Source organism: Cyanobium gracile UHCC 0281, assembly GCF_034931305.1.
Lineage (GTDB): Bacteria > Cyanobacteriota > Cyanobacteriia > PCC-6307 > Cyanobiaceae > Cyanobium > Cyanobium gracile_A.
In genome coordinates, this window is sequence record NZ_JAYGHY010000001.1 from 40577 (window position 1) to 65530 (window position 24954).

Consider the following 24954-nt stretch of genomic DNA (forward strand, 5'->3'; position numbering starts at 1 on the left):
GGCCCTGACATAGTGGGATCCACCATGCTGCCTTTTCGGCTGGTCGTTTTCCCATGCTTTCCGGTCCTCCGGTTTCCAGCACCGTTGATGCCGATCAGCTGCTGGAGCGCTTCCTGGCAGGCTCGCCCCGTCAGCGCCGCAGCCTCCTGGGCTCGCTCGAGCAGGCCGGCTCCGACCTGCTGGATCGGATCCCGGACCGGCTGGACCGGCTCGATGCCACGGGTGACGACTGGGCCGCCGGCCATCTGATCCAGCTGCTGCTGGCCTGCGGGGAAACAGCCCGGCAGGAGGCCTGGCTGGCGCGCCACCCCGAGGGCTGGCTCGCCGTCGCCAGCGTCGCCGGCCTCGACTACGCGCCGCTGCAACACCATCTGATGCGGCAGGCCTTCGAGGCGGCCGATCGCCTCACCAGTGAGCACCTGCGCCAGCTGGCCGGTGAGCCGGCCATGCGGCGCGGCTACGTCTATTACAGCGAGGTTGCGGCGATGCCGGCCACCGACCTCACCAGTCTCGACCGTCTCTGGTGCTGCTACTCCCAGGGGCGTTTCGGGTTCTCGGTCCAGGCCCGCCTGCTGCAGGTGTGTCAGGGGCAGTGGGATCGGCTCTGGCCCCGGCTCGGCTGGAAGAGCGACGGCACCTGGACCCGTTACCCGGGCTCCTTCCAGTGGGCGCTGGACGCGCCGGAGGGTCACATGCCCCTGATCAACCAGTTGCGGGGCGTGCGGTTGATGGACGCGGTTCTGCAACATCCCGCCATACAGGCCCGCCTGGGGGAGGCGCCTGCCGGGCGCGCGCGTTAGGTTCCGGTGAGGCGAACTGGACTTCCTGCTGCATGCAGCTCCGCTGGGCCGACTACATCACCCCCTCCACCCTGCAGCTGGCCCCGCTGGTGGAGTTGCTTCTTGAACCCATTGGCTGCGCGCTCCGCCAGGCGGAGCTGCAGCTCGGTCTGCAGGAGGCCCTGGTCAATGCCGTGCGTCACGGCAACGGCTGTGATCCCGGCAAGTGCCTGAGGGTTCGCCGCATCGTCACCCCGCGCTGGGTGATCTGGCAGGTGCAGGACGAAGGCCCCGGGCTTCCGCCCCATGCCCGCCGCCGTTCCCTGCCCTGCCAGCAGGATGCCCCCTCCGGCCGGGGCCTGTTCCTGATTCATCACTGTTTCGATGACGTGCGTTGGAGCGGCCGGGGCAACCGGCTGCAGCTGGCGGCACGGCGGGCTGTGGTCAGCGGCCGTGGGCCGGACAGCCTGGATCGCTGATCTCGGCCCGCAGCCAGGCCTGGGCGTTCTCCAGCAGGGCGATCGCGCTGCGCCGACCTTCGGTGGCCGCACGGGCGGCCGGCTCATCAGCGGCCAGAAGCTGAACCAGGGCCGCCGCCACCTGTTCGGCCGCGCGCCGGGAGCGCTGGTGCTTGAGGGCATGCCAGTCCCGATCACCGATGCTGAGCTGGCGATGCAGGCGTTCGGCCAGGGGCAGGGCCTCCGGTGGCCACGACCGGTGCGACGGAATCAAAGCACCGGAAGGAGACGCCGTTTCGTCTGGAACGCTGGTGGCTGCCACTGGACGATCGGACCGCAGTGGCCCCATCCTGTCGTTTCGGGCCTCGCCCTGTCGATCGCGCCGCCATGAGCCGCCTCCTGCGCCCCCGTCGCTCACCGCCACCCGGACTGCTGCACCATCTGGCGGCGGTGCTGAGCATCGCCGGCCGCCCGGGGGCCGTTGCCCCTACGGGTGTGACCCTGCGGCGGCGGCGGCAGAAGCTCGAGCTGGCCCAGAGGCTGCTGGATCCACTCCCCGACGGCCTGCTGCCGAGCAGCCGGCATAGCGAACGCTTCTGGTCGGCCCTGCGCTGGGGGGGGCTGGGGCTGCTGTTGGCCTGGCTGTTGCGTCCCTGAATCAGGCGATGGGGTCACTGGCGAACTCGAGGGGATGGGGCCGGTGCTCCAGCTCCTCCAACTCCAGGCGTTTGAGGGTGATCCAGTCCTCGATCAGCTCCTGGCTGAAGACACCACCGGCCAGGAGGTAGTCATGGTCGCCGCCCAGGGCCACCAGGGATCCGCCCAGGTCGGTGGGCAGGCTGGCGCTCCCTGACGGGACAGAACCGGCGGCGGCGGGCTCCAGATCGCTGGGGGATCCCGGATCGCTCTGGCGGCGCACGCCATCGAGCCCGGCCATCAGCATGGCCGCCAAAGCCAGATAGGGATTGGCCAGCCCGTCTGCCTGGCGCAGCACCAGCCGCCGCTTGTCGGGGTCGCTGCCGCTGTCGGGAACGGCGACCACCGTGGAGGGGTCGTTCCTGGCGTAGGTCAGGCGGGTCGGGGCCGCGGGGCCGCTCCGCAGCCGCCGGTAGCTGTTGGCGCCTGGGTTGGCGAAGGCGGCCAGGGAGGGGCCATGGTGCAGCAGCCCCCCCAGGTACCAACGGGCGGTCTGGGACAGGTCGCCGTAGGTGCCTTCGCCGCAGAACAGGGGCTGGCCGGCCCTCCAGAGGCTCTGGTGCACCGCCAGGCCGGCGCTGATGGGCTCCTGCGTTGGTCTCGGCAGCACGGTCGCGCTCCAGCCATGGCGCCGGGCGACGTGATGCAGCACGTAGCGGCTGACCATCAGGGCATCGGCGGCCCGCAGCAGATCGTCGCTCCTCAGGCTCAGCCCATGGAGGGGGGCCGCAGGCGCCGGCTGACGCAGGCGGGCCGGCAGGCCCAGGGCCGCCAGGGTGAGCAGCAGCTCGTTGCCCAGCGCCTCCGGTGGCTCGGTGCCGGTGGCGACCTGGTAGCCACAACCCTGGGCATTGCAGTGCCAGGTCAGCTCGCTGAACAGAAAAAAGTCCTGTGTCACTCCGAAACGGGCCGCATCGGCCAGGCCGCTGCCGGCCAGCAGGGCCAGGGCGCGTCCGGCCAGGGAGCGGGGGCAGTGGCGGAGGTTCGCCCCGGACCCCGCCGGCGCCTTAAAGGTGGCGATCAGGCTGAGGCTTCGGGGGGAGAGAAAGGGGTCGATCCAGGCGGTGGCGGGGTCCGGATGCAGGACCAGACCGCTGGCAAGGCTGTCGAGGGAAGGGCTGTCGAGGCATAGGCCCCGCTGAAAGGCCCCTTCGCCGAACTGGTGGGCCTCCAGGCCGAACGAATGCCAGCGCCCCTGCAGGTCACTCACCTTGAGGTCGATGCGCTCGATGCCGTCCTCCCCGAGGCGGCGCAGGACGTCCTGGGCGGAGGTGGCCATGGCGGGGGTGGATGGGAAGGCTGCCGCCACGATGGTGCCCCCTCGTCGGGCCGGTGGCCGCGTAACCGTTTCTGTCAGATTCCCCAGAACCAGCCGCAGGACAGGAATCTGGCGGATTGCGAGTGCTACCTTCCGCTGCAGGTGCGTCGATCCGTTTCGTCCATGCGAGATGCCATCACCGGTCTGATTGGTCGTTACGACCAGCTGGGCCGCTATTTCGATCGTTCCGCGATCGATCGGATCGATGCCTACTACGGCCAGGCGGCGTTGCGACTCGCCGCGGTTGAACTGATCAACCGGGAAGCGGCCGTCATCGTGCGCGAGGCGGCCCAGCGCCTCTGGCTCGAGGATCCCGAACTGCTCCTGCCTGGTGGTAACGCCTACACCACCAGGCGCCTGTCGGCCTGCCTGCGCGACATCGACTACTTCCTGCGCTACGCCAGCTATGCCCTGGTGGCAGACGATTTCACCATCCTCGACGAGCGCGTTCTCAACGGCCTCGATGACACCTACAAGAGTCTGGGTGTTCCCACCGGACCGACCGTCCGCAGCATCGCCCTGCTCGGCGAGGTGATCACCGAGATGCTGGCCGATGCCGGCCTGGTGGACACCGGCCTGGTTCGGGCCCCCTTCGAGCACCTCTGCCGCGGCCTCTCCTCCAGCAACGTCCGCGCCCGCTGAGAGGCCGTTCCCTAGTCTCGGATCACCACTGCCGCTCCGCCAGGTCTTGCCTCTTCTCCCAGTGCCTCCCACCGTCAGCAGCACCCACAGGCTCGCTCTGGATCCCATCGCCACCCCGGAGCGGCTGCTGCTGGGCCCTGGCCCTTCCAACGCCCACCCCACGGTGCTGCAGGCCCTGGCCCGGATGCCGATCGGGCACCTCGATCCCCTCTACATCGAGCTGATGGGAGAGGTGCAGGAACTGCTCCGCTACGCCTGGCAGACCGACAACCGGCTCACCATTCCGATGAGCGGCACCGGCAGCGCCGCCATGGAAGCCACCCTGGCCAACACCATCGAGCCCGGCGACAAGGTGCTGGTGGCCGTGATGGGCTACTTCGGCCAGCGCCTGGTTGACATGGCCGGCCGCTACCGGGCCGACGTTGTCACGATCGAGCGGCCCTGGGGAGAGGCCTTTGATCTGGCCGAACTCGAAGCGGCCCTGATCACGCACAAGCCCGCCATCCTGGCGATGGTGCATGCCGAAACCTCCACCGGCGTGTGTCAGCCGATGGACGGCATCGGCGACCTCTGCCGCCGGCACGACTGCCTGCTGCTCCTCGACACGGTCACCTCGCTTGGGGCGGTGCCGCTATACATCGACGCCTGGAAGGTGGACCTGGCCTACAGCTGCAGCCAGAAGGGGCTCAGCTGCCCTCCCGGCCTGGGTCCCTTCACGATGGGTCCGAGGGCTGAGGCCAAGCTGGCCGCCCGCTCCGGCAAGGTGCCCAACTGGTATCTCGATGTCTCTCTGCTCAACAAGTACTGGGGCAGTGACCGGGTGTACCACCACACCGCACCGGTGAACATGAACTTCGGCATGCGCGAAGCCCTGCGGCTTCTGGCCGAAGAAGGGCTGGAGGCCGCCTGGGCACGCCACCGCAGCAATGCCGAGCGCCTCTGGGCCGGGCTGGAGCGGCTGGGCCTTGAACTGCATGTCAGCGAACCCCTGCGCCTGCCCACCCTCACCACCGTCCGCATCCCCGAGGGGGTCGACGGCAAGGCCTTCAGCCGCCATCTGCTCGATCGCTTCGGCATCGAGGTGGGCGGCGGGCTCGGGGATCTGGCCGGCAAGGTGTGGCGCATCGGCCTGATGGGCTACAACAGCACCCCGGAAAACGTCGATCGCCTGCTCGATCTGTTCGCGAGCGAACTGCCCGCTTTTCAGTCGTCCCCTGCCGCTGTTCCCGCCGCCATCGCCTGACGGGCCTGGCGCCGCTGCCGGAACCACTGCTCCAGCTGCTGAGCGGCCCGCGCGCCCCTCACTCCACCGCTGACCGCCATGGTGTGATGGGCGCTGGGGTGGCTGGAGAGGTCGAGGCTGCCGCCGAGGGCACCGCGCTTGGGGTCGCCGGCGGCGTAGATCACACGGCCCACCCGCGCCTGGATCAGGGCACCGGCGCACATCGGACAGGGCTCAAGGGTCACCAGCAGGGTGCAGCTGTTGAAGCGCCAGTCGCCCCTTGCCGCCGCGGCCTGACGCAGGGCCAGCAGTTCGGCATGCCCCAGGGGATCCGCCCGTCGGTGGCGACGATTGCTGCCCCAGCCGACGCAGCGGCCGGCCTCATCCAGTAAGACGGCTGCGACGGGGATCTCCCCCCGGGCCCCGGCCGCCTCGGAAAGGCGCAGGAGCCGGTCCATCCACAGCAGGCTGACGGCGTCACTGACCATCCTTTGTTTCTAGCCATCCTTCGCCAGGGCAGGCGGCAGAATGCCGAGGCCCCCACAGTCGCCGTTGGCCAGCGTCCCCCCCGCCCACCGGCCATCGTCGTCCCCTCAGGACTTCGGCGCCTTTGCCGATCCCTTTCAGCCGGACCCGGTCCTGGAAGAGGTCCTGCAGCAGGCGTCCGGACTGCTCTGCCGCTGGCTTGGCCAGGCCGGCCACGGCACCCCCCTTCCCGGGCTGAGTGTGCTGCCGGTGGTGGAACCGGAGCTGGCGGGACTGGGAAGCGAGAGGCTGCTGGCCGATCTGCAACTGGTGATGGAAGGGGCCTACAACCCCAACCATCCCGGCGCCCTGGCCCACCTCGATCCGCCGCCCCTGTCGGCCTCGATCGTGGCCGATCTGATCTGCGCCGGCCTGAACAACAACCTGCTGGCCGAGGAGCTCTCCCCCAGCCTCAGCCGTCTGGAGCGGGCCCTGTGCGCCTGGATGGCCGGGCGGCTTGGGCTCCCTGACGGTGCCGGGGGCGTGGCCGCCAGCGGCGGCAGCCTCAGCAACCTGATGGCCCTGGTCACCGCGCGCCATCAGCGTGGCCTGGCCTGCCGGGGCGAGGCGGTGGTCCTGTGCAGCGAGGAGGCCCATGTCTCGCTGGTCAAGGCCACCGCCGTGATGGGTCTGCCGCCCGAAGCCCTGGTGCAGCTCCCCGTGACCGCTGCCGGCACGCTTGAACCCCAGGCCCTTGAGGAGCGGCTGGCGCAGCTCGATCGGGCTGGTACGCCGGTGATCGCCGTGGTGGCCACCGCCGGCACGACCGTGCGCGGCGCCTTGGATCCTCTGGAGCCGATCGCGGCCCTGTGCCGGCGCTACGGCCACTGGCTGCACGTCGACGGGGCGATCGGCGCGATCTTCGCCTTCAGCGAACGATTCCGTACCCGGCTCACAGGCCTGGGGCTGGCCGATTCGATCACGGTCAACCCCCAGAAGCTGCTCGGCATCACCAAGACCTCCTCCCTGCTGCTGCTGGCGGATCCGCGCCACCTGCAGCGGGCCTTTGCCACCGGACTGCCCTACATGGAACCCAGCTGGGGCGGCGGCCACCAGGGGGAGGCGGGGCTGCAGGGCACCAGGCCCGGGGAGATCCTCAAGCTCTGGCTGGGTCTGCGCCAGCTCGGACTTGACGGCGTGGCCGCCCTCATCGACGCGGCCGTCCAGCGCCGTACGGACCTGGAGCAACGGTTGCGGGCCATGGGGGGCCTCAGCCTCTGCAGCGGCCCCCTGCATCTGCTCGCTTTCCGGCCCGATGGCTGCGAAGGAACCGCGGCGGAACGCTGGAGTGCCGCCACCCGGGCGGCCCTGCTGGCCGAGCAGCTGATGCTCTCGCGGCCCGTCTACCGGGGCCATCACCATCTCAAGGCGGTGCTGGGCAACCCGCACACGCTCCCGTACCATCTCGAGCGGCTCAGCCTGGTGGTGCAGCAAAGCCTGGCGGAGCCCCCCCATGGCTGAACCAGTGGCTGAAGCGATGCCGGATCCGATCCCACCGAAGCTCCCGCTGAAGACTCCCCGCGGCAAGTGGGTGGCGATCGTCACCGGTGCTCTCTCGATCCTGATCGGGGTGGCCTACCTGGTGCTGATCACGGTGCTGGATTCCCGCGGTCCCCTTCAGCCGCCCCCCCCCGAGGCCCTGGGCGGGGCGGCAGCCGCCGTCTCTGGCGCTGCTGCAGAGGCTCCACCACCCTGTTGAGGGCTGTTTCCAGGAAGCTGCGCAGCATCCCCTCCCGTTTGTTGAGGTCATATTCGCGCTGCAGCACCTCCTGCAGCCCCCCATCGCCCCAGTCCTGGTTCTGGCGGAAGTAGGTGATGAAGCTGCGCCCCGCCACCCGGGTCAGCCAGGCCGCGCTGACCGCCTGAATCGCCCGGCTGACCACCAGGGCAGGGAGATTGAGACTGAGGGCCGAGGTGATCAGACCCACGCCCCCCTTGATCAGCCCCAGCCCCGCCAGGGTCCGGCCCACCGAGAGAGCCAGATCCTGGGCGGTGTCGCGGCTGAGGCTGACGCCGTAGACACGGCCGATCTCCACCACCATCTGGGCGTTCACCGCGGCGGTGGCGAGCAGGTCGACGCCCGGCAGCGGGGTCACCATCACCACCCCCGCGCCGATCCACATGTAGCGATCGACGATGCTGCTGGCGTCGCTGTTTCGTTGCCGGTCCAGCAGGTCCTGGCTGGCCTGGTTGAGACGGCGACATTGCAGCAGCAGATTGTCGGCGATCAGCTCCTCCCCATCGGCATGCAGAACGCTGGCGACACGGCGCAGCAGGGCCTCCACCTCCGGAGCCGGCTGCAGCGGTCGGCCACCGGGCATCGGCACACTCTGGGGTGCGGCGCTGGCGGGGATCACATCTTCGGGGGCGAGCCGGCCGGCGCAGCGTTGGCGCAGCAGCGCCAGCAGGCGTCGCTCCTCCTCCTCGCCGCGCAGGTCGCACTTGTTGAGCACCAGCAGCAGCCGCTTGCCCAACCCGGCCAGGGCCTCGAACACCTCCAGCTCACTGGCGCGCAGGTCGCCATCCAGCACCAGCAGCAACAGGTCGGCCCGGGCGGCCAGTCCCCGGGCCAGCCGTTCCCGCTCCCGGCCCGCCCGGCCCGCTTCGAGGATGCCTGGGGTGTCCTCCAGGATCACGGCCCGAGGCAGATCCCGCAGCCGCAGTCGGTAGCGGCTGGCGGCGGTGGTTGAACCCATCGGGGCACCCACCTCCCCCACCAGCTCCTGCAGCAGAGCACGGATGAGTGAGGTCTTGCCGGCCGAGCCGGTGCCGAACACGACGATCACCAGGTCGCCCCGTTCCAGTTCCGCCTCCATGCGCTGCCGTTCCTGGCGCAGGGCTTCGCGCTCCACCGCATGACGCACCTTCTCCAGGGTGCGGTCGATCGCGCCCAGGTTTTGCTGGGCCGCCTCTCGGCGGCTGGAGGGCACCGCCGCGGTGACGCGCTTGGCTGCCGCCGAAGGGCCAGGGCGGCGCAGCCTCTGCAGCCAGGGCCAGCCGACCTGCGCCAGGGCCAGCAGCAACGCCACCAGCACGACCAACATCAGCGGCCCCACCATCCAGTAGGGCAGCCAGGTGCTCAGGGTCCACTGCAGTTGCTGGACCGCCTGCAGCACCATGCCCAGCACCACCAGCGCCAGCAGACCCAGCAGGATCCAGATCCAGAGGCGTTGGGGCAGCTTCATGACCCCGGTGGGGCGGAACGCACGATGTCGCCGAACAGGGAGGCCGCCAGGGCGCTGCTGGCGGCGGTGGGGCTGTTGTCATCGTTGCCCAGCCAGATGCCGATCACCCATTGGCGCCTGGGCGCGTAGCCCACGAACAGCAGGTCCCGGCCCTCGTTGGTGGTGCCGGTCTTGCCCCAGCTGCCAGCGCCCACGTAGGCGGCGCTGCCGGTGCCGCCGCTGACCACCGCTTCGAGCAGCGTGCGCATCGCCTTTGCGGTGGCGGGGCTCATGACCCGGCGGCCGGGACTGCTCACCGTCCGGGAGCTGCCGGCGGAGGCTCGGCAATCGGCTCCGCCCGAGGCGGGGCAGGCTTCGGCATCGGTGAGCCGTCGGATCGTGGTGGGTGTCCGCCACAGCCCATCGGCGGCGACGGTGGCATAGGCGGCCGTGAGCTCCAGCAGGGTCACCTCGCTCTGGCCCAGGGCCAGGCCCGGCACCGGGGCCAGGGGACTGGTGAAGCCCAGATCCCGGCCCTTGCTGACCACGGCGTCGAGGCCATCTTGACGGGCTAGGCGCAGGGCGGCGGTGTTGCTGCTGATCGCCAGGGCCTGGCGCAGGCTGAGGCTGCCGCCACAACCGCTGCTGAAGTGCTGGCCGCCCCAGTCCAGCGGTCCGCAGCCGATCCGGTCGCCGGGCCGGGCGCCCCGCTCCAAGGCCACCACATAAGGGACGAGCTTGAATGTGCTGCCGGGCTGGCGCAGGGCCATCGAGGCGCGGTTGAACTGGCTCTGCAGGTAGTCCCGGCCGCCGGCGATGGCGCGGATTCCCCCCGTGCGGCTGTCGATCACCACCACCGCCCCCTGGCTCACCCCCAGGGATCGGCTGGCATCGATGCGCTGCCGCAGCACCAGTTCCACCCGCTCCTGCAACAGCGGATCCAGGTGGGTGTCGATCAGGAAGTTGCCTTCGGCGGCCACCTCCTTGCCCACCAGATTCTCCAGGTCGCGGCGCACCTGGTCGGTGTAGAAGGGGGCCCCGCGCTGCTGGGCGGAGCGGCAGGCCTCCGGGGCCAGCCGGATCGGTTGGCGCCGGGCACGCCGGGCCTGATCGGCGCTGATCCGGTTGGAGGCGGCCATCTTGTCGAGCACCTGGTTGCGGGAGGCCAGGGCGGCCGTGGGATCGATGCAGGGGTCGTAGCCGTTCGGGGAGGGCAGCAGGCCCACCAGCAGGGCGGCCTCCTCGAGCTTCAGGGCCGCTGCCGGCCGGCCGAAGAAGCGCCTGGAGGCATCCTCGAAGCCCCAGACGGCGCCGAGATAGACCCGGTTGAGGTAGCTCAGCAGCAACTCCTGCTTGCTGAAGCGCGCCTCCAGCTGCAGGGCCACCAGCAGCTCGCGCCACTTGCGCCCCAGGGTTTCGCCCTGTCCCACCTGCTCCGGGTAGAGGCTGCGGGCCATCTGCTGGGTCAGGGTGCTGCCGCCCTCCAGGACCCGGCCGCCGAGCAGGTTGGTGAGCAGGGCGCGGGCGGTGCCGATCGGGTCCACGCCGGGGTGCCACCAGAAGCGGTTGTCCTCACTGGCCAGCAGCGCATCGATGAGCACGGCGGGATAGGCGCCCAGGTCGGGGAGTTCGCGGCGCTTGCGATCGGCCACGGACGCCACCGGCCGGTTGCTGCGGTCGTACAGGAGCAGCGGTCCCCGCACCGTCGCCAGGCTGCCGCTGGTGGGCACCTGCAGCAGGGACAGGGCCAGCAGCAGGCTTCCGGCGCCGGCCACGGCCACCGCGGCCCGCGCCCCCCAGCGCCCCTTCCTGGACCGGCGCAGGCCTCCCTCAGGTGCGAACAGCAGCGTGGGCAGGTCCTCCTGATCGGCGGGCCCGAATCGCACCTGATCCCCCTGGCGCAGCACCAGCTCCCGCACCCGGCGGCCCTGCCACCAGAGCCCGTTGGTGGAGCCGGCATCGCTCAGCAACCAGTGGCCGCCGTGGTTTTCCAGCAGGGCATGGTGGCGGCTCACAGCCGTGTGGTCGATGACGATGCTGTTGTCGGTGGCGCGGCCGATCCGGTAGAGGCTGCCGTGCAGCGGATGGCTCTGCTCCGGCAGGCCGGGTCGCAGCACCCGAAGCTGGGGACCGGCGGCGGCTGAGCGGGGCCGGAGCCGCCGCTCCAGCCCCTCAAGGATGGCGGTCGGCATGGGGTCGCAGCAGATCGATGAGGAAGCACGCCACGGCCAGGTTGATGGCCACGTCGGCGAGGTTGAAGATCGGGAAATGGATCGGGACGAACTCCAGGAAATCCACCACCGCGCCGTAGCGCCAGCGGTCGATGCCGTTGCCCAGGGCCCCTCCGAGCAGCAGTCCCAGGGCTAGGCCGCTCCAGAGGCCGGCGGGAGGGCGCCAGACGATCCAGACCAGCAGACCAAGGCTCACCAGGGCGCTCACCAGGCCCAGCTGGATCGTCGCGCCGGTGAACAGGCTGAAGGCGGCTCCGGTGTTGCTGACCAGCTGCAGCCGGAGCAGGCCGGGCAGCAGCGGCCGGATGCTGCCGCTGGCGAGGTGGTCGAGGGCCCAAACCTTGCTCACCTGATCCAGCAGCAGGGCCAGGGCCGCCAGCAGCACGATTCCCAGCCGCCGGCGCAGCGGACGTGCCATCACGAGGGCACCAGCAGCAACCGGCGCAGGAACCAGCCCAGCACGCCGGCGGCGCAGCAGAGCAGCAACTGGGGCAGCAGGGCCAGGCTGTAGCCCACCACCAGGGTCAGGGTGTCACCCCCCCAGCGGCCGGCCAGGCTGCCCAGCAGCAGGTTGGTGAGACCGCAGAGATGCAGCACCACCAACCCAATGGCGGCGGCCCCGGCGAGGGTGAGCGGATCGTCCATGCCGGGCTGGCGCGCCAGCTTGCCGGTGATCCAGGCGGCCGGTAGGAACCCTGCCAGGTAGCCGAAGCCCGGATCGAGCAGGTAGCCGACCCCTCCACCCTCGTGGAACACCGGCAGTTGGAACAGCCCGACACTGAGATAGGCCACGGCCGCCAGGGTCGCACTGCGGGGACCGCAGACCAGGGCGCTCAGCAGCAGGGCCGGCACCTGCAGGGTGATGCCCAGGGGCCTGACGCCCCAGCCACCGGCCTCGTGGACGGGAAAAGCCGCCGGCACCAGACCGCCGACAAGGATGAGCAGGAGGCCGGCGATCGCTCCGCTCCAGGTGGCAAGGGCTCGCAATGAACCGTCCGTGGCTGGCGCCCATCCTGCTCCAGCTAGGTTCGGCTGAGAAGGGCCCCCAGCCCGCTGGAGCGCCGTACCGATGCCGGATCTCACCCCCACCGATCCCGCGCCAGGGGAGGATCTGCCGTTGGAGGCAGCGGTGGCGATCCATCTGGGCGATGCCGTGCGGCTGCGCCAGCCCCTGCGCTACCTCAAGACCGCCGACCCGATGCCGATGCTGCGTCCCCCTGATCTGGTGGATCCAGGGGAAGTGGGCCGGGTGGTGGAAATCCGGGCGCTGCAGTTGAGGGCCATCCGTTTCCGCCGCGGCACCTTTCTGATCAACCTCTCCGATCTGGAGCCGGCCTCTACGGACGGCTGAGTCCATGGTTCAGCCAGGCCTGGTGCGCCTGCTCCAGGGCCGGGGCTGGCCCCACCAGGCTCAGGCTGGGGGCGGTCAGCCAGCGGCGGGCCGCCGCCCGCAGATCCTCGGCGCCGATCCCGGGAGCCCGCTCCATCACCTGGCGCACATGGTCGGAGGGCAGGCCATGGCTGAGCACCAGGGCCTGGCGTTCAGCGATCTGGGAGCAGGTCTGGCGCCCCATGGCGTCCTGCCCCTGGAATTTGGCCAGGGCCAGCAGCCGTGAGCCTTGGTCCAGCCGTTCCTCCAGCAGCCGCTGCCACTCGTCCAGCAGGCAGGTGGTGGCTTCCGCCACCCGCTCCGCCGAGGTGGACAGGTGCATGACAAAGGGCGGACCGCCGGAATAGGCCGGAAGATGCACACCGACGTCATAGGCCAGACCGCGCTCCTCCCGCATCGTGATGAAGAGTCGGCTGGACATGCCGAGGCCCAGGTGCGCCTGCAGCAGCCGCAGGGCCAGGGCGTCGGGATGGGCCAGGGGAACGGTCGCAGCCCCCAGCATCAGCACCACCTGCTCGGTGTCCTGGATCTGCTGGCCAAAGTGGCCCGTGGCCCGTGGTGGACCGGCGAACGCCTGCGGCCTGGGGGTGTGGGTGCTCCAGGGGGACGCCGCCAGTTCCTGCTCCAGGGCCGCCTCCAGGGCAGAAGGGGCGTCGCCACAGAGCACGAGCACGGCCCCGTCAGCCCCGAGGCCCTCCACCAGAGGGCGCAGGTCCTTCGGTCCGAGACCGGCCAGCTCAGCCTCGATCCCGAGGGGGTCATGGCCGTAGGGGCCGTTGCCGTAGAGCAGGCGGCGCAACTGGTCGTGGGCCAGTTGGAAGGGGTCCTCCTTCTGGCGCTGCAGCATCTGCAGGTTGAGCTGCCGTTCGATCGCCACCTGCTCGGGCTCCAGCCGCGGACGCCGCGCCATCGCCAGCAGCAGGGGCACCAGGGTGGGGGCGTCGTCGGCGGCACATTTGAGCGCCAGCACCAGACCGTCCTCATGGGCCTCCACCCGCAGGGCGGCACCGGCCCCCTCGACGCAATCGGCCAGGGCCTCGGCATCCAGCTCGCCGCAGCCCCGGGTCATGCTGCCGGCCAGCAGCTGGTGGGCGCCCCGGCCTCCGGCCGGGTCCCGGCCGCTGCCACCTGGAATGGCCAGGCGGGCCGCCAGGATCGCCGGCCCGGGCCGGTGCAGGATCCGCAGGGGCAGACCCCCGTCCAGGGTGCGGTTGTCCTCGGAGGTGGCAGGAGTCGCGAGGCTCATGCCGGCACCGCCTCGAGCAGGCAGGCCCGGGCTGGATCCAGCAGGTCCAGCGTCTGCTCCTGGAGCCGGTCTGGCGACCAGCGGTCCAGCAGCGCCAGGGGCTGGTCGAGGGGCTGACTCCGTCCCCAGAGGCGGCTGCTGCCGATCAGGGACGCCACGCCGCCGGGGGATTCCAGTGAAAAGCGATAGCCATTGGCGACCAGGCGTCGGGCCCGCCACCATTCCTGCTCGCCGAGGCTCTCCTGGCGCAGCTCCTGCCACACCTGGGTGATGGCCCCTCGCACGGCCGCTAAATCCTCCTCGTCGCAGACCGCCTCCAGCAGGGCGAAGCTGCCGCCCTCCATCGCGTGCAGGTCCAGGTCGATGCTCTCGACGATCTGCAGTTGCTCCCGCAGACGGTCAACCAGACGGCTGCGGCGTCCCTCCGCCAGCACGGTGGTGGCCAGATCCGCCCCCGCCAGCCCCTCGACATCGCTGGCGGCCGGCAGCCACCAGAGCATCAGCAGCCGGGCGGCCTCCAGCCGCGGCACGGCCAGACGGTGCACCCCGGGGCTGACGTGCAGCGTTGCCGGGGTCATGGCCGCGCTGGTGGTCGCCAGGCCCGCGAGGGGGCCCGCAGCGGCCCGCGCCAGCAGATCCCCATCAGCCACGGCGCCGCTGAGGGCCAGAACGCAACGGCCGGCGGCGTACTGGCGTTGATGGAAGGCGGCCATGGCGGCCGTGTCGTGGACCACCAGGGCCTCGCGCCGCCCGAGGATCGGCAGGCCGTAAGGGTGATCGGGGCAGGCCAGGCAGAGCAGGCGCTGCAGGGCCACCTCTTCGGGCTGATCCTCGCTCTGGGCCAGTTCCTCCAGCACCACCTGCCGTTCCATGGCGAAGCTGTCGGGATCGAGGCGGGGCAGCAGCACCAGATCCATGAGCAGGTCCAGGGCTTCGGCGGCCCCCTCCGGCGGCATCAGGGCGTGGAAATGGACATCGTCGAAGCCGGTGGCGGCATTGCTGCTTCCGCCCAGCGCCTCGATGCGGCGATCAAACTCCCCGGCCGCCAGCCCGTCACTGCCCTTGAACACCATGTGCTCGAGGAAATGGGCCATGCCGCTCTCCGCCGGGTCTTCGAAGGCGCTGCCGGCCCGGCACCAGAAGTCGATGCAGACCAGGGGGGCGTCCTTCAGTTCGAGCTGCACCAGTTCGACGCCATTGGCGAGGGTGTGGCCGACGGGGTCGGCCAGCCCGGGCAGCAAGGACCCGCAACAACCCAGGGACACACTCACGGACGCATGGCAGGATCCGCATTCTGCTGTCACGACGTGTCCATGGGTGAGGTCGCTGCGGCCGGAGACGGTGGGATTCACCCGCTGGTGGATGGCCTGGCCGAGCGGATCCGGCTCTGTCGCCACACGCTGCCGGATCTGGCGCCGCTGGCGATCGATCCCGACCTCGAGGCCATCAGCGGCAGCCTGGACGGCGATGCCCTCTACATCCGCAACGAGGTGCACCGCTGCCGGGGCCTGCGCAAACTGCACCTGGAGACAGCCCGGCTGGGCGCCGGACTGCAGATCCTCCACTGTGTTTTCTTCCCTGATCCCCGTCACGATCTGCCGGTGTTCGGCGCCGACATCGTGGCCGGCAAGGCCGGAGTGAGCGCCGCCATCGTTGACCTCTCGCCGGTCGGGGAGGCGCTGCCGGAGACGATCGCCGCGGCCCTGGCCGCCCGCCCCCGTCCGGCCTTCGAACAGGTGCGGGAGTTGCCGCCCTGGGGCTCGATCTTCTCGCCCCACGTGCTGTTCGTGCGGCCGGTGTCGGAGGCGGAGGAGCAGGGGTTCGTCGAGGAGGTCGCCAGCTTCCTCGGGGTGCTCGCCGAAGCCGCCAGCGTGAGCCCTTCCCAAGCCCATGACCACCCGGCTACGGTTGCTCGATGGCAAGGGCAGTTGAGGTATTGCAAGCAACAGAAACAAAACGACAAGACCCGGAGGGTTCTGGAGAAGGCGTTCAACCCCCAGTGGGCGGATCGCTACATCGAAGACCTCCTCTTCGACGACCCACCGGCCCCTGGCGCAACGGCCTGATCGTCGCCGGTGTGGCAGGCCTGCTGGTGGGCGGTGTCGTTCTGCATCAGCGCCTTCAGCCCGCCAAGGCCCCGGTTGCCGCCGTGGCCCGGCCGCCCGCCCCGGTGGAGGCCGTGGCGGCCCTGGGCCAGCTGGAACCTGACGGCGATGTCCGCGTCCTGGCGGCGCCGATCACCGGCATCGGCGGCAGCCCCCGCATCACCGAACTGCTGGTGGCCGAGGGCGACCGGGTGCGGGCCGGCCAGCTTCTCGCCCGCTTCGACAATCAGCCGCTGCAGCGGGCGGAACTCGAGCTCATCCGCACCCGGATCGCCAACCTCAGCCGCCGGCTCACGATCCAGACCCGCGACCTGGCGCGTTACCGCAAGCTGGCCAGCGACGGGGCCTATTCGGCCGCCGATCTGGACGAGCTCGAGCAACGCACCCTGGAGCTCCAGGGCGCGTTGCAGGAGGCCAGGGCCTCGCTGGTCAAAGCCAGCACGGATCTGGTCAACACCGAACTGAGGGCACCGATCGATGGCACGGTGCTGCGCATCCAGTCCCGTGTCGGCGAACGGCCCGGTGACAAGGGCATCCTCGAACTGGGGGCCAGTGACCGCATGGAAGCCTCCGTCGAGGTCTATGAGAGCGATATCGACCGAGTACGCCTTGGCCAGGCCGTGACGCTCACCAGTGAGAACGGTGGTTTCGACGGCACCCTCAAGGGCACCGTGCGCCGCATCAGCCCCCAGGTGCGCCAGCGGGAGGTGCTCTCCACAGACCCCACCGGAGATGCTGATGCCCGCGTCGTGGAGGTGCGTGTGCGTCTGGATCCGAGCGATGGGGCCCGGGTCACCTCCCTCACCGGCCTGAAGGTGATCGCCCGCCTGCAGCCATGACGCTCTGGCAGGGACGCCGGATTCCCCTGGCCTGGCTGCTGCTCACCCGCCAGCCGATGCGGCTGGCCGTGGCCCTGGCGGGGATCACCTTCGCCGGGATCCTGATGTTCATGCAGCTGGGCTTCCGGGATGCCCTGTTCGACTCCAGCATCACGGTGCACAAGCTGTTCGACACCGATCTGGTGCTGCTCAGCCCGCGCACCAAGAGTTCGATCAGCATGACCGGCTTTCCCCAGCGACGGCTGGTGCAGGCCATGGCCGATCCGGACGTGACCGGCACCACGCCGGTGCACTGGAACCTGCTGCTGTGGCGCAACCCCAAGACCAAAGGCACCCGCTCGATCCTGGCCCTGGGCTTCGAGCCCCGCGACCCCCTGTTCATCGATCCGGCCGTCACCGCCCTGGCGCCTCGCCTCACCCAGAAGGGCCGGGTGCTCTTCGACGACCAGTCCCGCGATGAGTTCGGACCGGTGGCGACCTGGTTCCGCCAGGGGCGCACCGTGGAGAGCGAAGTGGCCGGCAAACGGTTGCGGGTGGCCGGCCTGTTCAGCGCCGGCGCCTCCTTCGGTGCCGACGGCAACATCCTCACCAGCCGGGAAACCTTCCTCAGCCTGTTGCCCAACACCCCCCCCGGCAGCATCGAACTGGGGCTGATCCGTCTGCGTCCCGGGGCCGATCCCGCCCGGGTGGTGGAACGCCTGCGGGCCCTGCTGCCGGAGGACGTCAGCGTCCTCACCAAGCAGGGCTTCCTTGATCTGGAGATGGACTACTGGCGCAGCAGCACCGCCATCGGGTTCATCTTCACCCTGGGGGCCGCCATGGGCTTCGTTGTGGGGTGCGTGATCGTCTATCAGATCCTCTATTCCGATGTCAGCGACCACCTGCCGGAGTACGCCACCCTCATGGCCATGGGCTACAGCCTGCTCACCCTCCTTGGCGTGGTGGCGCGGGAGGGGCTGCTGCTGGCGATCTTTGGCTACCTGCCCGCCTACGCCGCCGGCCAGGTGCTGTACGCCGTCATCCATGCCGCCACCAAGCTGCCGGTGGCCATGGCCGCCGATCGGGCCATCACCGTGTTCCTGATGATCCTGGTGATGTGCATGGGCTCGGCGGCGATGGCGATGCGCAAGCTGGGCGACGCCGATCCGGCGGACATCTTCTGAGCCGATGATTCTGAGCCGATGACCACCCTCCTCCCCGGTTCCGCCCCCCCCACCGCCAGCACGGGCGAAGGACCCGCCACGGTGTCAGTGCGGGGACTCAGCCATTGGTATGGCACCGGCTCCATGGAGCGCCAGGTGCTGCAGGGCATCGACCTGGAGATCCACCCCGGGGAGGTGGTGCTGCTGACCGGGCCCTCCGGCTGCGGCAAGACCACCCTGCTGACGCTGGTGGGGGCCCTGCGCCAGGTGATGGAGGGATCGGTGCGGGTGCTGGGCTGCGAGCTGAAGGGCTCCAGCCGCCACGAGCGCCAGCTGTTGCGCCGCAGCGTTGGCATGATATTTCAGGGCCACAACCTGCTGCGCTGCCTCACCGCGGAGCAGAACGTGCAGATGGGGGCCGACCTGTTGCCGGATCTGGGCTACCGCGCCCGCCGCGACCTCTCCCGCGAATGGCTGCGGGCCGTAGGGCTGTCCGACCACCTCGGCAAGCTCCCCCACGACCTCTCCGGCGGCCAGAAGCAGCGGGTGGCGATCGCCCGGGCCCTGGCCGCCCATCCCCGCCTGCTGCTGGCCGACGAACCCACCGCCGCCCTCGACAGCCGCACCGGCCGCGAGGTGGTGGATCTGCTCAAGCGGCTGGCGCGGGATGAGGGCTGCGGGGTGCTGATGGTGACCCACGACCCGCGCATCCTGGATGTGGCCGATCGCCTGGTGCGGATGGAGGATGGCCGGCTCTGGGCCAGTGAGGTGACCGTCGGTTGATCCAGGTCCGTTGAGTAGGGTGGAACCTCACAGTCTTTTCGAAGCGCCGAAGCCCTATGTCGAAACGCAGGAACCTGAAGAAGGAAAAGCAGGAACGCAATCGGGCCTACGCCCGCAAGTTCAAGAAGCGCAAGCTGCGTAACGACGGTCGCGGTGAAGGGGCCGGCAACGGCGTGACCGGCACGGCCAACAACGGTGGCGCCGCGGACTGATCGCGCCTGACCGGTCATGGCGGCACCGGGGGGATTCGATCGGGATCCCCCCTTTTTCATGGCCAGCCTCTCCGATCTCACCCCCCACTGCTTGCGGCCCTGCCACGCCCCGGACCCCGATGTTCATCAGCGTCGTCATCCCCACCTACAACCGGCTGCCGATCCTGCGCCAGTGCCTGCAGGCCCTGGAGCGGCAGGAGACCGGCGGTGCCCTGCAGGCCTATGAGGTGGTGCTGGTGGATGACGGCTCCACCGATGACACGGTGCGCTGGCTGGATGCCCATGCCACCGCCTTCCCCCACCTGCGCCTGATCCGCCAGGACCACGGCGGCCCCGCCGAAGGCCGCAACCGGGGGGTGGACGAGGCCCGGGGCGACGTGATCGTCTTCATCGACAGTGATCTGGTGGTGACGGAGCGCTTTCTGCTGCACCACGCCACGGCCCTGCAGCGCGCCTGGAGCGAGAGCGGCGACCGGCTCTGCTTCACCTACGGCGCGGTGATCAACACCCACAATTTCGAGGCGCCCACGGCGGAGCCCCACAAGCTCAGCGATCTTTCCTGGGCCTATTTCGCCACCGGCAACGTGGCGATCGATCGTCGGGTGCTGGAGCAGTCGGGACTGTTCGACACCGGCTTCCGCCTTTACGGCTGGGAGGACCTCGAGCTGGGGGAACGGCTGCGCCGCATGGGTGTGCGGCTGGTGCGCTGCCCCGAAGCCGTGGGCTACCACTGGCATCCGCCCCTGAGCCTGGAGCAGATCCCGGACCTGGTGCGGGTGGAGCGGGAACGGGCCCGCATGGGGCTGGTGTTCTACCGCAAGCACCCCACCTGGCGCGTGCGATTCATCATCCAGTACACCTGGCTGCACCTGGCGTTGTGGGAGCTGCTCACCCTGGGCGGCCTGATCAATGAACGCAGCCTGCGGCCCCTGCTGCGCTGGCTGATCCGCCATGGCAAGGCGGGTCTGGCGATGGAGTTGCTGCGGCTTCCCCTCAACCGTTTCGGCGTGCGGGCCCTCCATGCCGAAGCCCGCCAGCAGGGCCATTTGGTAGGTTGAACGGGTTATCCCAACACCGCACACCTGCATGTTTCGGGTGATCCGCTGCCTTTCCTATGGCGCGGCATCCCTGGCAGGTGGAGGCCAACCCGAAACCCCCCCACACCCAACATGGCTGTCGTCACTCTCTCCGAGATGATGGAGGCTGGTGCCCACTTCGGACACCAGACCCGTCGCTGGAATCCCAAGATGTCGCGCTACATCTATTGCGCGCGCAACGGAGTCCACATCATTGATCTCGTGCAGACCGCCGTCTGCATGAACAACGCCTACAAATGGACCCGCAGCGCCGCCCGCAGCGGCAAGCGCTTCCTGTTCGTCGGCACCAAGAAACAGGCCTCCGAGGTGATCGCCCAGGAAGCCGCCCGCTGCGGCGCCTCCTATGTCAACCAACGCTGGCTGGGCGGCATGCTCACCAACTGGAGCACGATGCGCGCCCGCATCGACCGGCTCAAGGATCTGGAGCGCATGGAGTCGTCCGGGGCCATCGCCATGCGGCCCAAGAAGGAAGCCGCCGTCCTGCGCCGTGAACTGGACCGCCTGCAGAAATATCTCGGTGGCCTGAAGAACATGCGCCGCCTGCCCGATGTGGTGGTGCTGGTGGATCAGCGCCGTGAAACCAACGCCGTGCTCGAGTGCCGCAAGCTCGACATCCCGCTCGTGTCGATGCTCGACACCAACTGCGATCCGGATCTCTGCGACGTCCCCATTCCCTGCAATGACGACGCCGTGCGCTCCGTGCAGCTGGTGCTGGGCCGCCTCGCGGATGCCATCAATGAAGGCCGCCATGGAGCCCAGGATCAGCGCAGCGGCGACGACGACGCCTGAGCCCCTCTCTCCCTCCCGACCTCCCTCCAACCCCACCCAATGGCTGAGATCACAGCGAAGCTCGTCAAGGAACTGCGCGACAAGACCGGCGCGGGCATGATGGACTGCAAGAAGGCCCTCACCGAATCCGGTGGGGATGCCACCAAAGCGGCCGAATGGCTGCGCCAGAAGGGCATCGCCACCGCCGAGAAGAAGGCCGGCCGCACAGCGGCTGAAGGGGCCGTCGGCAGCTACATCCACACCGGCGCCCGCGTTGGTGTGCTGGTGGAGGTCAACTGCGAAACCGATTTCGTGGCCCGCGGTGAGCTCTTCCAGGAGCTCGTGCGCAACGTGGCGATGCAGATTGCCGCCTGCCCCAACGTGGAATACGTCACCACCGACGACATTCCCCCTGAAGTGGCGGAGCGCGAGAAGTCCATCGAGATGGGTCGCGACGATCTCGCCGGCAAGAAGGAGGAGATGAAGGTCAAGATCGTGGCCGGGCGCATCGGCAAACGCCTCAAGGAACTGGCCCTGATGGACCAGCCCTTCATCCGCGACAACACCCAGACGGTGGGTGAGATGGTCAAGTCGGCCGCCGGCAAGACCGGCGAGAACATCCGGGTGCGCCGCTTCACCCGCTACACCCTCGGCGAGGGGATCGAGGTGGAGCAGTCCGACTTCGCAGCGGAAGTGGCGGCGATGGCCAAGGCGGCCTGAGCCGGAGCCGTTGAGCGAACCCTCCGACGCGATCGATCTGCCGGGTCAGTTGCAAACCCTGACCCGGCAGCTGACCGCGTCGAACCAGGAGCTTTATCGCCATGTGGCCCTGTACCTGCAGGTGCTGCGCCAGGTGCTGCCCCAGCGGGTGCAACAGGCCTGCTTCCATCTGGCCACCCAGGTTCATCCCCAGCGTTACGCCGAACTCCCCGAGGAGCGCCGTCGCCAGCTCCTCGGCCAGATCAACGAGCTGGTGAGCCGTTGCTCCAGCCTGCTGACGGTGGAGCAGCTGGTGATCCTCGCCTCCCAGATCTCCCGGGAACATCTGCGGCGGGAGCGCCACGAGCGCCAGCAGCTCCTGGAGGAACTCTCCTGGGATGGCGAATCCCCCAATCATTCTCCCGAGCCGGAGCCCCTCCCGCCCGGGTCTGTTCAGATCGCCATGGCTCCACCCCTGACCGGGGGCTCGTTCCTGATGGCAGCGCTGGCCGGTGGCGCTGAAGCTGGCCCCGATGACGCGTCTGCCGATGACGAGGTGGCCGACGAGGACAACGATGGCGACGCCCAGGACCAGAGCGAGGACGAGGAACTGGACGACGAGGAAGAGCCTGCGTCGCCAGGGGATCGGTCCCTGTGGCAGGCCGGCCGGCTACCGGAGGATCCTGAGCAGGTGCTGCGCTGGATGGACGGCATGGAGCTGGCCCTGGGCCGGCGTCTCCGCAACCTGTCCCATGCCATCAACGTGGAGCTCCTGCGAGGCGGTGTCAGCCGCAGCCTGCTGCCGGTGAGCCTGCTGGATGCGGTTCTCGATGGTCAGCTGGAGACCATGGCCGCCCCGGCCAACCTGATGCGATTGCCCCTTCCCTTCGGCGCCAGCCGTTCCCCCCAGGCCCACGCGATGGCGGTGCTGCTGCGGCCCGTGGAACTGGAACTGGAGGAACCCCGGCTGCGCACTTGCCGGCGGCGGCTGCAGCAGCATCGCCAGGAGGTTCGCAGAATGGCCCAGCAGTTCCGTCGCCTGCAACGGCGGTCACGGATCCACCAGGCCGAACAGCTTTGGCTGCAGGACATCCGCCCCCCATCGATTCCGAGCGACTGACCGGGTCCTCCGCCGGCCAAGGGGTGGGCGGGTCCGCCCTTGCGGCTGTCGATGCCTGGTGCACGCCCCTGCAGCTGGCCTGCCGTCTGGAGGCCGAAGCCGGCTTCGGCGATCTCCAGGGACGGCGCGACCGCTTCAGCCGCTTCGTCAGCACCAGTCTCGCCGCTCCGGTGGCGGGGCTCGAGGCCGCCGAACGCCAGCAGCTGGCCGCCCTGGCCCGCGACTTCGGTGGCTATGGCGAGCTGGCCCTGGGGAGCCGCCAGGGCCTGGTGCGCAAGCTGCGCCAGGCCCTGCATGAGCTGCGTTGTCGCCGCCGCGAGGTCTTGCCGGTGGCGCCTCCACGGCTGCGGCTGGGGGCGCCCGCCGCGGCGGAGCGAGCGGGCACCGCCACCATGGCCCGCCTCACGGCCCAGACTCCCCTGTCGGAGGTGACGGGCATCGGGCCGAAGACCGCCACCCGGCTGGCCGCCCTCGGGCTGCTGGTGGTGCGTGATCTTGTCCACCACTACCCCCGCGACTACCTCGATTACGCCCATCTGGTGCGGATCGCCGCCCTGGAGCCGGGGCGGACCGCCACCATCGTGGCGACGGTGCGCCGCTGCCACGCCTTCGGCAGCCCCCGCAACCCCAATCTGGCGATCCTGGAACTGCATCTCCAGGACGTCACGGGGCGCCTCAAGGTGACGCGCTTCTTCGCGGGCCGCCGCTTCAGCAGCCCCGGCTGGTTGAAGTCCCAGCAGCGGCTCTACCCGGTGGGGGCCACGGTGGCCGTGAGCGGACTGGTCAAGGAGAGCCCCTACGGCCCCGGCTTCGCCGATCCCCTGCTGGAGGTGCTGGAGGCCCCCGGGGCGCCGGTGCGCTCGGAGCAGATCGGCCGCTTCGTGCCCGTCTATGCCCTCACCGAGGGCCTCAATGGCGAGGCCCTCGCCCGGGCCATCGCCGCGGTGCTGCCCTCGGCGATTCGCTGGCCCGATCCGCTGCCGGAACCCCTGCGCCTGGAGCTGGGGCTGGTGGGCCGTGGTGAGGCCCTGCAGGGCCTGCACCGCCCCGCCGACAGGGAGGAACTGCAGCGCTGTCGCCGGCGCCTGGTGTTCGATGAGTTCCTGCTGCTGCAGCTGGCCCTGGGCCAGCGGCGCGAGCGCCTGCGCCGCTCACCCGCCCCGCCGTTGCTGCTGCCCGTGGGTGGCGAAGACCTGGTGAGCCGCTTTCTGGCCCTGCTGCCCTTTCCGCTCACCGGTGCCCAGAACCGGGTGCTGGCGGAGATCCGCGCCGACATGGAGCGGCCCCAGCCCATGGCCCGGCTGGTCCAGGGGGACGTGGGCAGTGGCAAGACAGTGGTGGCCCTGGCGGCCCTGCTGGGCGCCATCCAGGCGGGCCATCAGGGGGCCCTGATGGCGCCCACCGAAGTGCTGGCGGCGCAGCATTTCCACAAGCTGGCCGGTTGGTTGCCCCAGCTCAACGTCAGCATCGAGTTGCTCACCGGCTCCACCCCCGCCCGCCGTCGCCGCCAGCTGCTGCAGGACCTGGCCAACGGTCAGGTGAACCTGCTGGTGGGCACCCACGCTTTGCTCGAGGATCCGGTCCAGTTCGACCGCCTCGGCCTGGTGGTGGTCGACGAGCAGCACCGCTTCGGCGTCCGCCAGCGCAACCGGCTGCTGGCCAAGGGGCTCCAGCCCCACCTGCTGACCATGACCGCCACCCCGATCCCCCGCACCCTGGCCCTCTCCATCCACGGTGACCTGGACATCAGCCAGATCGACGAACTGCCGCCGGGCCGTACCCCGATCCGCACCCGCCTGCTGCGGGGAGCGGAGCGCCCCAGTGCCTGGGAGCTCGTGCGCCAGGAGGTGGCCAAGGGGCAGCGGGCCTACGTGGTGCTGCCCCTGGTGGAGGAATCGGAGAAGCTCGACCTGCGCTCCGCCGTGGAGGTGCACCGCCACCTCGACGAGGAGGTGTTCCCCGCCCTTGCCGTGGGCCTGTTGCACGGGCGGATGACCGGGGAGGAAAAGCAGCGGGCCATCAGCGCCTTCCAGGAGGGACGCTCCCAGGTGCTGGTGTCCACCACGGTGGTGGAGGTGGGGGTGGACGTGCCGGAGGCGAGTGTGATGGTGATCGAACATGCCGAGCGCTTCGGCCTGGCCCAGCTGCACCAGCTGCGCGGACGGGTCGGCCGGGGCGCTGCCGCCTCCCATTGCCTGCTGCTGCACGAGGGCGACAACGCCATGGCCCGCCAGCGGCTGGAGCTGCTGGCCCGCAGCGGCGACGGCTTCGAGATCGCCGAGATGGACCTGAGGCTGCGGGGCCCCGGCCAGGTGCTTGGCACCCGCCAGTCGGGGCTGCCGGACCTGGCCCTGGCCAGCCTCAGCGACGACGGCGCTGTGCTGGAGGAGGCCCGGCTGGCGGCACGGCGGATCCTGGCGGCGGATCCTGGCCTGGACCACCACCCCCACCTGCGCCAGGCCCTGGAAGCCCAGCGCCGCCGTTCAGTGGAGGCGGCCCAGTTGAATTGATCCAGCCC

The 24954-nt window shown here is 70.0% G+C and carries 26 protein-coding genes; 17 read left to right on the forward strand and 9 right to left on the reverse strand.

What is annotated here, in order from left to right; genetic code table 11:
* Positions 1-53: 53 nt before the first annotated feature.
* Positions 54-800, forward strand: coding sequence for a GUN4 domain-containing protein (locus tag VB739_RS00220; protein WP_323355142.1), 747 nt, complete (start codon positions 54-56; stop codon positions 798-800).
* A 32-nt stretch (positions 801-832) separates the two neighbouring features.
* The gene (locus VB739_RS00225; RefSeq protein WP_323355143.1) at positions 833-1258 is read left to right on the forward strand and encodes an ATP-binding protein; all 426 of its coding nucleotides are present in this window, start codon (positions 833-835) and stop codon (positions 1256-1258) included.
* On the opposite strand, the gene VB739_RS00230 is transcribed toward VB739_RS00225, so the two are convergent.
* Positions 1224-1511 carry a DUF6439 family protein gene (locus tag VB739_RS00230; protein WP_323355144.1) on the reverse strand — a complete coding sequence of 96 codons (288 nt, stop codon included), beginning with the start codon at positions 1509-1511 and terminating at the stop codon, positions 1224-1226. The two genes, VB739_RS00225 and VB739_RS00230, sit on opposite strands and share 35 nt — an antisense overlap.
* Before the next feature lie 113 nt (positions 1512-1624).
* On the opposite strand from VB739_RS00230, the gene VB739_RS00235 reads away from it, so the two are divergent.
* Positions 1625-1894 (forward strand): hypothetical protein, encoded by a 270-nt coding sequence (locus VB739_RS00235; RefSeq protein WP_323355145.1) that lies wholly within the window; start codon positions 1625-1627, stop codon positions 1892-1894.
* A gap of 1 nt (position 1895) precedes the next feature.
* Here VB739_RS00235 and VB739_RS00240 read toward each other — a convergent pair whose 3' ends face one another.
* On the reverse strand, positions 1896-3212 hold the full coding sequence (locus VB739_RS00240; protein ID WP_323355146.1) for a glutamine synthetase family protein: 1317 nt from the start codon (positions 3210-3212) through the stop codon (positions 1896-1898).
* 162 nt (positions 3213-3374) lie between these two features.
* Between VB739_RS00240 and VB739_RS00245 the strand changes: the two genes are divergently transcribed.
* Both VB739_RS00245 and VB739_RS00250 read left to right on the forward strand, forming a co-directional pair.
* Positions 3375-3893, forward strand: coding sequence for an allophycocyanin subunit beta (locus tag VB739_RS00245; protein WP_323355147.1), 519 nt, complete (start codon positions 3375-3377; stop codon positions 3891-3893).
* 46 nt (positions 3894-3939) lie between these two features.
* Positions 3940-5136, forward strand: coding sequence for an alanine--glyoxylate aminotransferase family protein (locus VB739_RS00250; protein ID WP_323355148.1), 1197 nt, complete (start codon positions 3940-3942; stop codon positions 5134-5136).
* Here VB739_RS00250 and VB739_RS00255 read toward each other — a convergent pair.
* Complete coding sequence (locus VB739_RS00255) at positions 5097-5603, reverse strand: nucleoside deaminase (RefSeq protein WP_323355149.1); 507 nt, start codon at positions 5601-5603, stop codon at positions 5097-5099. The genes VB739_RS00250 and VB739_RS00255 overlap by 40 nt on opposite strands.
* 40 nt (positions 5604-5643) lie before the next feature.
* Here VB739_RS00255 and VB739_RS00260 point away from each other — a divergent pair, with 40 nt between their 5' ends.
* Complete coding sequence (locus VB739_RS00260) at positions 5644-7101, forward strand: pyridoxal phosphate-dependent decarboxylase family protein (RefSeq protein ID WP_416233278.1); 1458 nt, start codon at positions 5644-5646, stop codon at positions 7099-7101.
* 128 nt (positions 7102-7229) lie between these two features.
* On the opposite strand, the gene VB739_RS00265 is transcribed toward VB739_RS00260, so the two are convergent.
* From VB739_RS00265 to VB739_RS00280, 4 genes are read right to left on the reverse strand one after another with little or no spacing between them, the layout of a single operon-like run.
* Positions 7230-8825: a GTP-binding protein gene (locus tag VB739_RS00265; RefSeq protein ID WP_323355151.1), complete on the reverse strand. Its 1596-nt coding sequence runs from the start codon at positions 8823-8825 to the stop codon at positions 7230-7232.
* Positions 8822-10996, reverse strand: coding sequence for a transglycosylase domain-containing protein (locus tag VB739_RS00270; protein WP_323355152.1), 2175 nt, complete (start codon positions 10994-10996; stop codon positions 8822-8824). Before VB739_RS00270 ends, VB739_RS00265 begins: the two co-directional genes overlap by 4 nt.
* A complete protein-coding gene (gene lspA, locus VB739_RS00275) occupies positions 10977-11453 on the reverse strand; it encodes a signal peptidase II (protein ID WP_323355153.1) in 477 nt (158 codons plus the stop codon). The genes VB739_RS00270 and lspA overlap by 20 nt, the downstream gene beginning before the upstream one ends.
* Positions 11453-12022 (reverse strand): biotin transporter BioY, encoded by a 570-nt coding sequence (locus tag VB739_RS00280; protein WP_323355154.1) that lies wholly within the window; start codon positions 12020-12022, stop codon positions 11453-11455. The genes lspA and VB739_RS00280 overlap by 1 nt, the downstream gene beginning before the upstream one ends.
* A gap of 82 nt (positions 12023-12104) precedes the next feature.
* Here VB739_RS00280 and VB739_RS00285 point away from each other — a divergent pair, with 82 nt between their 5' ends.
* Complete coding sequence (locus VB739_RS00285) at positions 12105-12386, forward strand: NAD(P)H dehydrogenase assembly family protein (RefSeq protein WP_323355155.1); 282 nt, start codon at positions 12105-12107, stop codon at positions 12384-12386.
* Here the strand turns inward: VB739_RS00285 and VB739_RS00290 are convergent.
* Both VB739_RS00290 and VB739_RS00295 read right to left on the reverse strand, forming a co-directional pair.
* On the reverse strand, positions 12373-13671 hold the full coding sequence (locus VB739_RS00290; RefSeq protein ID WP_323355156.1) for a pitrilysin family protein: 1299 nt from the start codon (positions 13669-13671) through the stop codon (positions 12373-12375). The two genes, VB739_RS00285 and VB739_RS00290, sit on opposite strands and share 14 nt — an antisense overlap.
* Positions 13668-14942, reverse strand: coding sequence for a pitrilysin family protein (locus VB739_RS00295; RefSeq protein ID WP_323355157.1), 1275 nt, complete (start codon positions 14940-14942; stop codon positions 13668-13670). Before VB739_RS00295 ends, VB739_RS00290 begins: the two co-directional genes overlap by 4 nt.
* A 42-nt stretch (positions 14943-14984) precedes the next feature.
* Between VB739_RS00295 and VB739_RS00300 the strand changes: the two genes are divergently transcribed.
* The 10 genes from VB739_RS00300 (at position 14985) to recG (ending at position 24946) form a co-directional block, all read left to right on the forward strand.
* Complete coding sequence (locus VB739_RS00300) at positions 14985-15737, forward strand: phycocyanobilin:ferredoxin oxidoreductase (RefSeq protein ID WP_323355158.1); 753 nt, start codon at positions 14985-14987, stop codon at positions 15735-15737.
* Positions 15738-15748: 11 nt separating this feature from the next.
* Positions 15749-16615: an efflux RND transporter periplasmic adaptor subunit gene (locus VB739_RS00305; RefSeq protein WP_323355159.1), complete on the forward strand. Its 867-nt coding sequence runs from the start codon at positions 15749-15751 to the stop codon at positions 16613-16615.
* A complete protein-coding gene (gene devC, locus VB739_RS00310; RefSeq protein WP_323355160.1) occupies positions 16612-17778 on the forward strand; it encodes an ABC transporter permease DevC in 1167 nt (388 codons plus the stop codon). Before VB739_RS00305 ends, devC begins: the two co-directional genes overlap by 4 nt.
* An 18-nt stretch (positions 17779-17796) precedes the next feature.
* The gene (locus tag VB739_RS00315) at positions 17797-18540 is read left to right on the forward strand and encodes a DevA family ABC transporter ATP-binding protein (protein WP_323355161.1); all 744 of its coding nucleotides are present in this window, start codon (positions 17797-17799) and stop codon (positions 18538-18540) included.
* A 56-nt stretch (positions 18541-18596) separates the two neighbouring features.
* Entirely contained in the window at positions 18597-18752 is a 156-nt protein-coding gene (locus tag VB739_RS00320) for a hypothetical protein (RefSeq protein WP_011293689.1), read from the forward strand.
* A gap of 119 nt (positions 18753-18871) precedes the next feature.
* Entirely contained in the window at positions 18872-19810 is a 939-nt protein-coding gene (locus tag VB739_RS00325) for a glycosyltransferase family 2 protein (RefSeq protein ID WP_323355162.1), read from the forward strand.
* 111 nt (positions 19811-19921) lie between these two features.
* Positions 19922-20638: a 30S ribosomal protein S2 gene (gene rpsB / locus VB739_RS00330; protein WP_216908544.1), complete on the forward strand. Its 717-nt coding sequence runs from the start codon at positions 19922-19924 to the stop codon at positions 20636-20638.
* A gap of 39 nt (positions 20639-20677) precedes the next feature.
* Entirely contained in the window at positions 20678-21337 is a 660-nt protein-coding gene (gene tsf, locus VB739_RS00335; protein ID WP_216908546.1) for a translation elongation factor Ts, read from the forward strand.
* A gap of 10 nt (positions 21338-21347) precedes the next feature.
* Complete coding sequence (locus tag VB739_RS00340) at positions 21348-22436, forward strand: hypothetical protein (RefSeq protein WP_323355163.1); 1089 nt, start codon at positions 21348-21350, stop codon at positions 22434-22436.
* Positions 22437-22459: 23 nt separating this feature from the next.
* The gene (gene recG, locus VB739_RS00345; protein WP_323355164.1) at positions 22460-24946 is read left to right on the forward strand and encodes an ATP-dependent DNA helicase RecG; all 2487 of its coding nucleotides are present in this window, start codon (positions 22460-22462) and stop codon (positions 24944-24946) included.
* Positions 24947-24954: the final 8 nt, after the last annotated feature.

Coding starts and splice junctions, on each gene's coding strand:
- VB739_RS00220 (WP_323355142.1), top strand. CDS start 54: ATGCTTTCCGGTCCTCCGGTTTCCAGCACCGTTGATGCCGATCAGCTG.
- VB739_RS00225 (WP_323355143.1), top strand. CDS start 833: ATGCAGCTCCGCTGGGCCGACTACATCACCCCCTCCACCCTGCAGCTG.
- VB739_RS00235 (WP_323355145.1), top strand. CDS start 1,625: ATGAGCCGCCTCCTGCGCCCCCGTCGCTCACCGCCACCCGGACTGCTG.
- VB739_RS00240 (WP_323355146.1), bottom strand. CDS start 3,212: ATGGCCACCTCCGCCCAGGACGTCCTGCGCCGCCTCGGGGAGGACGGC.
- VB739_RS00245 (WP_323355147.1), top strand. CDS start 3,375: ATGCGAGATGCCATCACCGGTCTGATTGGTCGTTACGACCAGCTGGGC.
- VB739_RS00255 (WP_323355149.1), bottom strand. CDS start 5,603: ATGGTCAGTGACGCCGTCAGCCTGCTGTGGATGGACCGGCTCCTGCGC.
- VB739_RS00260 (WP_416233278.1), top strand. CDS start 5,644: ATGCCGAGGCCCCCACAGTCGCCGTTGGCCAGCGTCCCCCCCGCCCAC.
- VB739_RS00265 (WP_323355151.1), bottom strand. CDS start 8,825: ATGAAGCTGCCCCAACGCCTCTGGATCTGGATCCTGCTGGGTCTGCTG.
- VB739_RS00270 (WP_323355152.1), bottom strand. CDS start 10,996: ATGCCGACCGCCATCCTTGAGGGGCTGGAGCGGCGGCTCCGGCCCCGC.
- lspA (WP_323355153.1), bottom strand. CDS start 11,453: ATGGCACGTCCGCTGCGCCGGCGGCTGGGAATCGTGCTGCTGGCGGCC.
- VB739_RS00285 (WP_323355155.1), top strand. CDS start 12,105: ATGCCGGATCTCACCCCCACCGATCCCGCGCCAGGGGAGGATCTGCCG.
- VB739_RS00290 (WP_323355156.1), bottom strand. CDS start 13,671: ATGAGCCTCGCGACTCCTGCCACCTCCGAGGACAACCGCACCCTGGAC.
- VB739_RS00300 (WP_323355158.1), top strand. CDS start 14,985: ATGGGTGAGGTCGCTGCGGCCGGAGACGGTGGGATTCACCCGCTGGTG.
- devC (WP_323355160.1), top strand. CDS start 16,612: ATGACGCTCTGGCAGGGACGCCGGATTCCCCTGGCCTGGCTGCTGCTC.
- VB739_RS00315 (WP_323355161.1), top strand. CDS start 17,797: ATGACCACCCTCCTCCCCGGTTCCGCCCCCCCCACCGCCAGCACGGGC.
- VB739_RS00320 (WP_011293689.1), top strand. CDS start 18,597: ATGTCGAAACGCAGGAACCTGAAGAAGGAAAAGCAGGAACGCAATCGG.
- VB739_RS00325 (WP_323355162.1), top strand. CDS start 18,872: ATGTTCATCAGCGTCGTCATCCCCACCTACAACCGGCTGCCGATCCTG.
- rpsB (WP_216908544.1), top strand. CDS start 19,922: ATGGCTGTCGTCACTCTCTCCGAGATGATGGAGGCTGGTGCCCACTTC.
- tsf (WP_216908546.1), top strand. CDS start 20,678: ATGGCTGAGATCACAGCGAAGCTCGTCAAGGAACTGCGCGACAAGACC.